Raw genomic sequence first — 11,936 nt, forward strand, 5'->3', positions numbered from 1 at the left:
TCTACCAATGACGCAGGAGCCACTTATACAAAAGTTCGTACGACTCAGCCCGAAATACCACCGCTCATAAAGTGCTATCTCCGCTAAATAGGGCGCATTAAATTAAAATAGATCGATTCTTGTATCTTTGTTTATCCTCTTGATAAACTGATCTTTACTTGATTAATGACGTACGAAGCCTGGTCTCCACTCTTCCTGGGTATGGTATTGGCGATGCTGCTGGCTAATTCTGTTCAGTGGTTTATGTATCGGGAGCGCATCTATAGTATCTACTCCATTTACACACTGATTTGGGCCGTTTACTTTACAATTAATCATTTTTTACTGCCCTATAACATTGCCAATTTCTATAAGCTCCTGCTCTCCTACACGGGCTATATTCTCTACCTTGAATTAGCCAAGATTTTCCTAAACCTTCGGGAGCGTCCCAAGTTTCTGCGCTGGGTAGCCTGGGTTCAATGGATGCTGGTTGCCTACTGCGTTGTCAAAACGTATATCTACCTGTTTACCGATTTCTGGCAAACCAGGCTCCACACCTTACTCCTGATTCCTGTACGCGTTGCGTTGCTTGGTGTAGGGGGCTATATCGTTTTTTCATTTTTCCGTTCCAAAGATGTTGTTGCACGCTTTTTCGTGGCCGGAACAGCATCGCTACTGATCAATCACGCCATAACCTTTGTTTTACTTGTACGCTCGCCCAGTCTCGACTTACAGTTACCGTTTTGGCAACATCCCGACTTATTTATTCAGACGGGTGTTGTATTGGATTTAATCTTTTTTTCGCTGGGCATTTCGTATCGGCACCGGCGCGAAGCGGTTAACAAAGCAGTTCTCGAAAAAGAACTGGAGCGCGAACGAGAGCAACATCACCGCGAGTTTCTTGAAGCCGATCTGGCCTTACAGCGTATGCAGCAGGAAAAGACGGAGATGCAGATGCGGGCCTTACAGAGCCAGATCAACCCTCATTTTCTGTTCAATGGGTTAAATACCCTCTCGTCGTTAATTGACGAGAGCCCCACTCAGGCAGGAGAGTTTGTGGATGAGTTATCTAATGTATACCGCTATTTGTTGCGGAGTAACGAAAACGAGTTGACCACCTTACGCATCGAGTTACGCTTTATCAATTCCTACTTTCATCTGCTTCGAACCCGCTTTGGTCGCTCGGTTAGTTTGGAGGTAGCCGTCGATGAAGCGTATATGGAAACGTTGCTCCCTCCACTTACGCTACAATTGCTGGTTGAAAATGCGGTCAAACATAATGTAGTACTCAGCCAGAGCCCACTCAGAATTCGCATCCGAAGCACAGATACCCAACAATTGGTTGTTGAAAATAGCCTACAGCGAAAAACACTACGCGTCGAATCGAATGGGGTCGGTTTATCGAATATCTCCGTCAAATACCGACTCCTAAATCAACCTGCGCCAATTATTGAAGAATGGGATGGTTGGTTTCAGGTAACGTTGCCCTTACTGATGCCTCAGTCTGTAGCCGTTAATTAGGCCGGTACCAGCGCACAAAAAAACCTGCAGGCCATGTGGCTCGCAGGTTTTCATTAGACAGCTAAAGGTGTACTGCCAAGGCAGTTACTGAAGTAAAATTAGGTAATTTTTCAGTAACTGCAAGCGTTATTGTTGCTTCGTAAACTCACGATGATAGGCTGCCCGGTACAGCTCTTCCTGAGGCAGGCTCTTGAAATAGTCATAGGTTACCCGCAACCCTTCATCTCTGGGCACTTTAGGCTCCCAGCCCAAAATAGCCTTTGCTTTTGTAATGTCGGGCTGGCGTTGTTTGGGGTCGTCGGTAGGCAGATCTTTAAAGATTAACTGCTGGGTTGTTCCGGTAAGTTTGATAATTTCTTCGCCAAACTCTTTAATGGTAATTTCAGACGGATTACCAATATTAACCGGATACGCATAGTCGCTCAACAAGAGTCGGTAGATTCCTTCAACCAGGTCATCTACGTAGCAGAATGAGCGCGTCTGGCTTCCATCCCCAAAAACAGTCAGGTCTTCGCCCCGTAATGCCTGGCCAATGAAAGCAGGTAATACACGGCCATCATTCAGGCGCATCCGAGGTCCATAGGTATTGAAAATGCGAACAATACGTGTTTCCAGTCCATGATAGGTATGGTAAGCCATCGTTATTGCTTCCTGAAACCGCTTTGCTTCATCGTACACACCACGAGGGCCAACGGGGTTTACATTTCCCCAGTACTCTTCAGGCTGTGGGTGCACGTTTGGATCGCCGTACACTTCTGAGGTAGAGGCAATCAGTACTCGGGCACCTTTTACCCGCGCCAAACCAAGACAGTTATGAATACCCAAGGATCCTACTTTCAGGGTCTGAATCGGAATTTTAAGGTAATCGATCGGGCTGGCTGGAGAGGCAAAATGCAGGATGTAATCCAGTTCGCCCGGCACGTGGATGTATTTGGATACATCGTGGTGATAAAACTCAAAATTGGGCAGATGGAAGAGGTGCTCGATGTTACGGATATCGCCTGTAATGAGATTGTCCATTGCCATCACATGATAGCCTTCCTTAATAAACCGATCGCAGAGGTGCGACCCCAGAAACCCGGCTCCACCGGTTATTAACACTCGCTTCATAAACTGCTTAGGAAAGTAGTAAACACAGAGACACAGAGTTTTATTTCTGTGTCTCTGCAAACTCTATGTCTAAAGGAATTAGGCCTTCTGCTCTACCGGTGCTAAAACGGTTTCGCGGCCTACCGAATAGTATGTATAATTCTGCTCGCGCATCTGATCGAGTTCATATACGTTACGACCGTCGAAAATTAGTTTATTTTTCAATAGCAGATTCATTTTTTCGAAATCCGGTGTCCGGAACAAGGGCCATTCGGTAATAACAACCAGTGCATCCGCATCATCTAAAGCAGCATATTGCGTATGTGCGTACGTAACGGCATTACCAATTTGCTCACGGACGTTGTCCATCGCTTCTGGATCATAAACCGTCACTTTCGCGCCAGCAGCGATTAAGGCACGAATGTTATCGAGAGCTGGTGCTTCACGAATATCGTCGGTGTAGGGTTTAAATGCCAAACCCCATACAGCAATGGTTTTGCCTGTCAGATCGCCCCCAAAGTGCCCCAAAATCTGCGGCAACAATTTGGTTTTCTGTAGGTAATTCACTTCCATTACCGACTTCAGTACTTTGAAATCATAATCGAAATCTTTCGCTGTTTTAGCTAACGCCTGTACATCTTTGGGGAAGCAACTTCCGCCATAACCAATACCGGCAAACAGGAACCGTTTGCCAATACGACTATCGGTGCCAATACCCCGACGAATATCGTCGACATTGGCACCCGCCCGCTCGCATAGATTGGCGATCTCGTTCATGAACGTGATTTTCGTGGCCAGGAATGCATTGGCAGCATACTTGGTCATTTCAGCCGAACGTTCGTCCATGAAAATAACCGGATTACCCTGCCGCACTAACGGGGCATAGAGCCGGTTCATTACGCCTTTCGCCCGATCTGATTTAGTACCGATTACAACCCGGTCGGGTTTCATAAAGTCTTCGACGGCTACGCCCTCCCGCAAAAATTCGGGGTTCGATACTACGTCGAAATCCACCTTGGCATTGTCGGCAATGTGGGCATGAACTTTCTCCGCCGTACCAACGGGAACCGTACTTTTATCAACAATAACCGCATACTGACTCAGAATCGGTCCGAGATCACTGGCTACTTTCAAAATATATTTCAGATCGGCAGAGCCATCTTCGCCGGGAGGGGTAGGTAAGGCCAGGAAGATAACTTCTGCGCCTTTGATCCCTTCTTCCAAATCAGTGGTAAAGGATAAACGACCTTCCTCAACGTTCCGGTGAAACAGCGTTTCAAGACCTGGTTCGTAAATAGGGACGATTCCATTATTTAGTTTTTCAACTTTTCGGACGTCGATGTCCACACAGGTAACCTGATTGCCTGTTTCAGCAAAGCACGTACCCGTAACAAGGCCTACGTATCCGGTTCCAACGACTGCTAGTTTCATATAGGTAGCTTAACTAAGGATTTTACGATAGATTAATACAGACGTATTCGATTATCTAATGTCACAAAAATAGGAGTTTTTTAATAACCGCCTACTCCTAATGAATAATAGTGGACTTACGATTGATTAATCGGCTAACGACAAAGCATATATTTCTGAACGTAGCTAAACGTGTCTAAATGACACCCAAAAACAACGAATGATTATTATAAGTTACTCATTTATCTGTTTTACCAGTATTCCATTCTTAATACAACGGTTAAAATCGAAAAGGAATGGTTATTGCAGCCGACAAAAAAAGATTGTACTTAATCTATAATTTGTCGAAATTTCTATCTGCACACGGTATCAATTAGCCTTGCTTTATGACGAACGAAATTGTAGAAAATCAAGAATTAATAGCCCAGTCTGTCCGTGATTTGAGCGAACGGCTAATTCGTCCAAACATCCGACAATGGGATGAAGGCCAGCACTTCCCGGCTGAGCTGTTCCGTCAGTTAGGCGAACAGGGATTAATGGGTATGCTGGTGCCTTTAGCGTTCGGGGGAGCCGGTTTAGGTTACCGCGAATACGTAACAGCTATTGTTGAATTATCCCGCGTTGATGGGTCAGTTGGCTTGTCGATGGCGGCCCATAATTCGCTCTGTACCAATCACATCCTTTTATTTGGGAGCCCCGAACAAAAACAGACGTACCTTCCCAGGCTGGCCACTGGCGAGTGGTTAGGGGCCTGGGGGTTAACAGAACCCAATACTGGCTCAGATGCGGGGAATATGCGAACAACGGCGGTTCGTGATGGCGCAGATACGTGGGTATTGAACGGGGCAAAAAACTTTATTACTCACGGCATAAGCAGCCAGGTAGCCGTAGTGATTGCCCGTACCGATACGTCGGACCGCGGTGAACCAAACACAGCCCATAACGCAACAGCCTTTATTGTTGAACGGGACACACCCGGTTTTTCGGGAGGGCGTAAGGAAGACAAACTCGGCATGCGGGCTTCCGAAACGGCAGAGATGCTGTTCCAGGATTGCCGAATTTCCGACAGCCAACGGCTCGGTGCCGTAGGCGATGGCTTTATTCAGTCACTGAAAGTCCTTGATGGAGGTCGTATTTCGATTGCAGCCCTAAGCCTGGGTATTGCCTACGGTGCTTATGATGCAGCATTGGCCTATGCCAAAGAGCGTGAGCAATTTGGCCAACCGATTGCCAATTTTCAGGGCATAAGTTTTAAACTGGCCGATATGGCTACGGAGATTGAGGCAGCTAAGCTCTTAACCTATCAGGCTGCTGATTTGAAAGACACAGGCAAGTCGGTTACAAAAGAATCAGCCATGGCGAAGCTGTTTGCTTCGGAAACAGCGGTTCGAGTAGCCAACGAAGCGGTGCAGATTTTCGGTGGCTATGGCTATACAAAGGATTTCCCTGTCGAGAAATTTTACCGGGATGCCAAGCTTTGCACAATTGGAGAAGGTACCAGCGAAATTCAGAAACTGGTAATTTCAAGGCAGATACTGAAATAAAGAGGTAAAAGGAGGAAGGGGAGGAGAGGGAGAATGAATCGCATAACGCAGTTCTCTTCTCCCTCTCCTCCCCTTCCTCCTTTTACCTCTTTTAAATTATACCGTACTACTACGGCCTTTAACTAATGCAGCAATACCAAGAATAATAATGGCACCCACAAAAGCCGTTAAAATTTGATCGAGCATACCGCCATCGCGGCCAAATATCCAGCCACCAACAAATCCGCCAGCGATGCCAAGCAGGATTTCGGCGAACAATGAAAACGAAAACCGTTTAAAAACGAGATCGGCCAGCCAACCGGCTATAGCCCCTACCAGAATTGATACTAAGATTCCCATGATTGTTAAGCGTTGAGTGAACTTCTATACTGAAAACAGGTATATAACAGGGGCTATACTATTTTGTTTAATTTCTCAATCCAATCACGGCCAGCATCCGCCCGGTTTGCCCTTGCTCAGCCCGATATGAAAAGAAGTCATCGTTATGGAGCACCGTCGAAAAAGGCGATACCTCTACCTGTGCCATTGGAATACCGAAGGCTACGAGCTGATTCAAATTAGCCCGTTTCAAGTCGATATAGCCTTTGCCTGTATGGGCATCTAGCCGCTTCAACGCAGGTTCAAACTGCTCGGCCACCTCTGGTCCTACCTCAAACGAGCATTCGTCAATACAGCTACCTATGTAGGCATAACACTGACTGGCTGTAGTCCCAAATTGTTGCTGCATTCGTTCGAGTGTTTTCGTTACAATTCCACCAACCGTTCCCCGCCAGCCTGCATGAATGGCTGCAACGGCCTGATGTTCGTGATCATACATAAGAATCGGGACGCAGTCGGCAACGGTTACGCCGATCAGCAAATCCGGTTTATCCGTAATCAAGGCATCATATCCATCAAAACGGCCAGCTTCCGTGGCGTATAGGATTTCTGTACCATGTACCTGATGCGATGAAGCAAACTGATCTGTCCGGGCACCAATAGCGTCAAAAAAACGACGACGATTCTCCTCTACGTTCGCAGGGGCATCAGCGGTATTGATGCCTAGATTGAGCGATGAAAACGGAGCTGGACTGACGCCCCCATGCCGGGTACTCTCGGCGGCAATGAGCTTCGTGAAACTAAAAAATAGTGCAGGTGACCGATATAAAAACGCTAGGTTTGAGTCCGTGTTCATACTGTAAATTTACGGGTAAAACTAAGTAATGAGACGTTTTTCAGTGTTGACGTCCCGTACTTTCAAGAAAATTACCATACAAACCAAGTAACCTGGATGGGCGACTTACTGCCTTGATTACCCCAAAATAAACCATTCAGGACATCTCGTAAGAATAACTATCGAGTACCTCTTATTTAGGGAATTAAAAATGAGTACGATAACATAAGTTCGTCCTTATTAGCTTAGCAAGACTAAATAGATTGCCCGCTTTCATGGTACGTCCATACCTGCTTTTACTCGCGTTGATTCCCTTTCTGCAGGGGTTCGCTCAACCGTATCGCTTTGATAGTAAGCAGGTAACAAAGGCGTTAACCCAGCCCATAGTTAATCAGTTTGAGCATCTTTCCGTTAAAGATGGGCTCTCTAACAACTCGGTTAACTGTATTCTTCAGGATCGCGAAGGATTCATGTGGTTTGGCACAAATGAAGGACTTAATAAGTACGATGGCCACACCTTTACCGTTTGGCAACCCGATCCCGGTAATCCAACGCATAGTTTTCAAAACAGCCACATAACGGGCCTTTGCGAAGATCGTTCAAACCGGTTGTGGGCCATAACGGAAGGCGGTGGATTGTATGAGCTGAACAAGCAATCCGGGCTTGTTACACCACACCTCATTCAGGCCAGCAAGGCACACCGCTGGAATAATCAACTTTCCATTTACGAAGACCGTCAGGGCGTACTGTGGATAAGTACGTTTGCAGGTCTGGCCCGCTATGAACCAGAAAAACGTTCATTTACGCTCTATCCGGCACCCCAGCTGGAGGTGCCGGTCAAAACGGTCTTTGAAGACAGACAACACCGTTTTTGGGTAGCCACCAACCGGGGATTGTATCTCTTTGATCGGGCAACGGGGCGATTTACCCCTATTCCCTTTAGAACGATGAATGACGCCCAGCCAGCATTTATTTCAGTTTATCTGGATGCACAGGATGTTCTCTGGTTAGGCACCGCTACGGCTGGTTATAGTTTGTTCAAGCTCGACCTTCGCCGTCAGCCCTGGCAACTGGTACCTTATAACCCTGGGAATCAACTCAATTCGTTCGTTTTTCTGAACTCAATCCACCAGGATGCACAGGGAATCGTTTGGGTGGGAACGACCAGTGGATTACAGGCCATCGACCCTGGTAGCGAAAAGGTCTTCACCTACCGCCCAGATCCTGGCATTTCGAAAGGTATTAGCAGTAATAATGCTCAGGCCGTGTACCACGATCGGGCGGGCACCTTATGGGTTGGCACCGATAATGGTATAGACCGGCAGGCCATTACCACAAAACCGTTTAAAACCTATCAGGTAATTCCGAATAAGGGTCAGGCAAATTTGCCTGAAAATCGGGTTAACGCCGTATTGCAGGATAACCATGGTCAACTTTGGCTTAGTAACCTAAGTACGGTTTATCGGATGGCAAGCGGAAAGAGCTTTTTCGAAAGCATTCCACCTAAAACCCTGGGGTCCATTGGCCAACACAAAAACTACCCTTGCGCCTTTCTATCCAATGGATCGGCAGGTATTTGGATTGCCACTACGGATGGCTTATACGCATTTGACCAGGCATCGGGCCGCTATACCAGCTATCCATCGGAAGTACCCGCCCAGTTTGTTGAGCGTGCGCCAACAGGTGATCTCTGGATTGGGGGCGAGGGGGGCGTTGCTTCCTTCAATCCACATACACACCAATATACCTACTATAAATATGAGCAAAGTGATAGCAGTAAGTTACCTGACCGATACGTACATGGGCTGCTAACCAGCAGAACCGGCGACGTATGGATTTTAGTAGAGCATCAGGGAATTTTGCAGCTGAACCCCAAAACTGGCCAAACGATTCATTACAAAGCTGGCCTCCAAGGCCAATTGACCAGCAACGACGTTCAGGCCATTTATGAAGACAAGGACGGCATTATTTGGATCGGAACGCACTTAGGCGGGTTAAATAAATTTGACCATAAAACCGGGCTTTTTACCACTATTACCAAACAGCATGGCATTCGGGGAAACAGCGTTGTAGGCATTACAAGCGACAATGCGGGTGCTATATGGATAAGCACCGATAAAGGCCTTAGTAAGATTGATCCCCGCACAAACGCCGTTCGTAACTATGAGCTATATACAGGATTACCTAGTAATGATTTTTTACAAAACGCTGTATGCCGACATAACAACCAGCTTTTTTTTGGCAGTTTAAACGGGATTGTGCAATTCAACCCTGATAGTATTCGCGACGATACGCGACCGTTTCCTGTTTATATAACGGCCCTTAAGGTACTGGATAAGCCTCAGCCAGTATCTAATGGAGAAATTACGCTGAAGCATGATGAAAATTTTCTGTCATTCGAATTTGCAGCACTGGCTTACGCACTACCTGAGCAGAACCAGTATGCTTATCAGCTCATTGGTGTCGACAAAAACTGGGTACAGAATGGCAATCGTTATGTGGCCAATTACACGAACCTATCGCCAGGCAGCTACACATTTCGGGTGAAAGCTGCGAATAGTGACGGTATCTGGAACACAAAGGGAGCCTCTATTCGACTTGTCATTAGGCCTCCCTGGTGGGCTACCTGGTGGGCCTATAGTTTCTATGCGTTACTGGCGGCTGTTGGCATTCGAAGTTATTTCCGTTTTTATACAAATCGTATCCGCCAACGGCAGGAGTTAGAACTCAATCGTAGAGAAGCCGAACAGCTAAAAGTTGTCGATGAACTAAAAACCCGTTTCTTTTCAAATATCACCCATGAATTACGGACGCCTTTATCGCTGATACTAACGCCCGTTGAGAAGCTCCTGCAAGGGAATCGGTTAGATAATTCAACCAGCCAAACGCTTGCACTGGTACAACGTAATGCGAACCAGTTGCTACGACTCATCAATCAGTTACTGGATCTATCGAAACTGGAAGCTAACAGCATGCCTGTTTCCTTCATGCGTGGCGAAGTCTCCGAATTTGTTAGCCAGTTGGTCGATTCATTCCGACCGGCAGCTGAACAGAAAGGTATAACGCTACAATACACAGCCGATGAATTGCCACCAGAGCAGTTATTCGATGCCGATAAGTGGGAAAAAATTCTGACCAATTTACTATCGAATGCCCTGAAATTCACTGGAGCAGGTGGAACCATACAGGTTACCCTCAAACCAGACGCTTCAGTCACTATCCCTGAAACTCCCCGTGTACTAATTAGCGTAAAAGACTCGGGCATTGGCATTTCATCCGACAATCTCCCACATATTTTTAACCGCTTCTATCAGGTTGATTACTCCTCTACCCGCCATTATGAAGGAACAGGCATTGGCTTGTCTTTGGTTAAGGAATTGGTTGATTTAGTAGGCGGGGCTATTTATGTGGATAGCCAGCCAGGGGTGGGCACTACCTTTAGTGTAACCTTGCCCGTTCGGCCTTTATCCGACGATATACAAGCGCCAGCGGTGGGTTTGCCTGACCGGAAACACACGATTATTGACCAACGGCCAATTGCTACGAAGGACCTCTCCGAAAATCAGTCAATAGCCGAAGAAGGAGCACCACGAATGCTTATTGTAGAAGACAATGTTGAACTACGGGAGTTTCTGATTGCTGAGTTAGCCCAAACGTATCAGGTACTTAGTGCAGACAATGGTGAAGAGGGCTGGAAACTGGCCCAGGCCGAACTCCCGGATATTGTTATTTCAGATTTGATGATGCCCAAAATGGATGGGTACGAATTGACAAGACTCATTAAAACTCATCCCGATACCGATCATATCGCTGTAGTCATACTAACCGCAAAGGCAGCTCACCTCAGCCGAATTGAGGGCTTGCAGGAAGGCGCTGATGATTACCTGGCCAAACCGTTCCATTTGGATGAGTTACATTTACGGTTGCACAATCTGATTACGCGTCAACAACGACTGCGTGACCAGTACCGTCATCAATTTACGCTGCTTGATACACCTACGCCACTCGATATAACAAAAGATCCTTTTCTGCATCGGGTTTACGAGCTACTGGATAATCACCTCGATAACCCGTCGCTTAATGTTGATTGGCTAGCCGACCAGCTAGCCATGAGTCGCAAAACACTCTATCGTAAAGTCCACAGTCTGACTCAACTCGCCCCCAATGAACTGATTCGCCAATATCGTCTTCGCAAAGCTGCCGATCTTTTACGATCTGGCCGAAACGTAACCGAAACGGCTTACTTGGTTGGATTAAAAACGCCATCGCATTTCACCCTCGTTTTCAAAGAATTCTACCACAAAACACCGACAGAATTTATAGCGAATCCTAGAAAAACCACTTAATTGGTGGATTTCCACTGCTACACCTGTACAATGTCCCAAATACGATAGAATATGACCCAAATTTGACAGTGTATTTCCGCATAACTATCGACATTTGATCAATCAAATTAGTCTATCCACATATCGAACTAATTCTATCCACACCATTTTTTACGATCAGCACCTCTGCTCTCCGCCTAAGGGTGTTATCATGATTTGATAACGCCTTTCAGATTGGAGGCTTTTTTTTGCCGTTCCCTCAACCATCCCATTTTACATCCACTCATCCAGCGAGTCAACCGTCCCAGTAGTTTGCAATGCATAGTACCAGCTATAGCCTATACCTTTGGTTCATCAATCGGGAATAACCCGACCTGCTTAGAACGAAAACAAACAACACATACTACCATGAAAACTCTCATCAAATCACTCGCCTTAGCCCTTACTTTAGGTGTTGTTACATCGGCCGCTACATTGGCTGAAACCAATCCAGGCAGCCGTCCTGTCTCATCGGTAGCCTACAAAACGGGCATCTACACAACCCCATCTGGTCAACTGAATATTGCCCTCGATAAACAAACTGGTGGCGCTGTCGATGTTCGTCTGAAACGTGCCGATGGTAAAGTCTTATTTGTCCAACACGTAGGCAAAAACGAAAGTAAATACCGGACCCGCTTAAACCTGAATGAACTGGCAGACGGTGTGTATCAGGTAGAAGTTACAAACGGTGTTGAAACAACGACACAGAATGTAACCATCTCAACCCAGCAACCCAGTGCCCCTAGCCGCGTTATTTCGGTAAACTAATTCCATCCTTCACGACATAAACAAAAACCTCACCTGGTCTGACTGGGTGAGGTTTTTGTTTATGGCCAGCGATTCTTCCGCAGTTAATTGAGTTGAATTATTTATTCT

The 11,936-nt window shown here is 46.4% G+C and carries 8 protein-coding genes; 4 read left to right on the top strand and 4 right to left on the bottom strand.

Annotated features, from left to right (window positions below; genetic code table 11):
* Positions 1 to 165: 165 nt before the first annotated feature.
* Entirely contained in the window at positions 166 to 1,500 is a 1,335-nt protein-coding gene (locus tag EXU85_RS27825; protein WP_142775220.1) for a sensor histidine kinase, read from the top strand.
* 126 nt (positions 1,501 to 1,626) lie between these two features.
* Here EXU85_RS27825 and EXU85_RS27830 read toward each other — a convergent pair whose 3' ends face one another.
* Together EXU85_RS27830 and EXU85_RS27835 are read right to left on the bottom strand one after the other, a co-directional pair.
* Entirely contained in the window at positions 1,627 to 2,610 is a 984-nt protein-coding gene (locus EXU85_RS27830) for a UDP-glucuronic acid decarboxylase family protein (RefSeq protein WP_142775221.1), read from the bottom strand.
* 78 nt (positions 2,611 to 2,688) lie between these two features.
* Entirely contained in the window at positions 2,689 to 4,020 is a 1,332-nt protein-coding gene (locus tag EXU85_RS27835) for a UDP-glucose/GDP-mannose dehydrogenase family protein (RefSeq protein ID WP_142775222.1), read from the bottom strand.
* A gap of 365 nt (positions 4,021 to 4,385) precedes the next feature.
* Between EXU85_RS27835 and EXU85_RS27840 the strand changes: the two genes are divergently transcribed.
* Positions 4,386 to 5,543: an acyl-CoA dehydrogenase family protein gene (locus tag EXU85_RS27840; RefSeq protein WP_142775223.1), complete on the top strand. Its 1,158-nt coding sequence runs from the start codon at positions 4,386 to 4,388 to the stop codon at positions 5,541 to 5,543.
* Positions 5,544 to 5,639: 96 nt separating this feature from the next.
* Here the strand turns inward: EXU85_RS27840 and EXU85_RS27845 are convergent, their stop codons facing one another.
* Together EXU85_RS27845 and pgeF are read right to left on the bottom strand one after the other, a co-directional pair.
* Positions 5,640 to 5,882, bottom strand: a complete 243-nt coding sequence (locus EXU85_RS27845; protein ID WP_142775224.1) for a GlsB/YeaQ/YmgE family stress response membrane protein — start codon at positions 5,880 to 5,882, stop codon at positions 5,640 to 5,642.
* A 67-nt stretch (positions 5,883 to 5,949) separates the two neighbouring features.
* Positions 5,950 to 6,717, bottom strand: a complete 768-nt coding sequence (gene pgeF / locus EXU85_RS27850) for a peptidoglycan editing factor PgeF (RefSeq protein WP_142775225.1) — start codon at positions 6,715 to 6,717, stop codon at positions 5,950 to 5,952.
* A 254-nt stretch (positions 6,718 to 6,971) separates the two neighbouring features.
* Here pgeF and EXU85_RS27855 point away from each other — a divergent pair, with 254 nt between their 5' ends.
* Positions 6,972 to 11,042, top strand: a complete 4,071-nt coding sequence (locus tag EXU85_RS27855; protein WP_142775226.1) for a hybrid sensor histidine kinase/response regulator transcription factor — start codon at positions 6,972 to 6,974, stop codon at positions 11,040 to 11,042.
* A 387-nt stretch (positions 11,043 to 11,429) separates the two neighbouring features.
* Entirely contained in the window at positions 11,430 to 11,828 is a 399-nt protein-coding gene (locus EXU85_RS27860; RefSeq protein WP_142775227.1) for a T9SS type A sorting domain-containing protein, read from the top strand.
* The last annotated feature ends 108 nt before the right edge of the window (positions 11,829 to 11,936 follow it).

Origin of the sequence: Spirosoma sp. KCTC 42546 (assembly GCF_006965485.1) — a bacterium.
In the GTDB taxonomy this organism is placed as follows: Bacteria; Bacteroidota; Bacteroidia; order Cytophagales; family Spirosomataceae; genus Spirosoma.

Bases quoted from the DNA above. Each gene is read 5' to 3' on its own strand.
- EXU85_RS27825 (WP_142775220.1), top strand. From the start codon at position 166: ATGACGTACGAAGCCTGGTCTCCACTCTTCCTGGGTATGGTATTGGCG.
- EXU85_RS27830 (WP_142775221.1), bottom strand. From the start codon at position 2,610: ATGAAGCGAGTGTTAATAACCGGTGGAGCCGGGTTTCTGGGGTCGCAC.
- EXU85_RS27835 (WP_142775222.1), bottom strand. From the start codon at position 4,020: ATGAAACTAGCAGTCGTTGGAACCGGATACGTAGGCCTTGTTACGGGT.
- EXU85_RS27840 (WP_142775223.1), top strand. From the start codon at position 4,386: ATGACGAACGAAATTGTAGAAAATCAAGAATTAATAGCCCAGTCTGTC.
- EXU85_RS27845 (WP_142775224.1), bottom strand. From the start codon at position 5,882: ATGGGAATCTTAGTATCAATTCTGGTAGGGGCTATAGCCGGTTGGCTG.
- pgeF (WP_142775225.1), bottom strand. From the start codon at position 6,717: ATGAACACGGACTCAAACCTAGCGTTTTTATATCGGTCACCTGCACTA.
- EXU85_RS27855 (WP_142775226.1), top strand. From the start codon at position 6,972: ATGGTACGTCCATACCTGCTTTTACTCGCGTTGATTCCCTTTCTGCAG.
- EXU85_RS27860 (WP_142775227.1), top strand. From the start codon at position 11,430: ATGAAAACTCTCATCAAATCACTCGCCTTAGCCCTTACTTTAGGTGTT.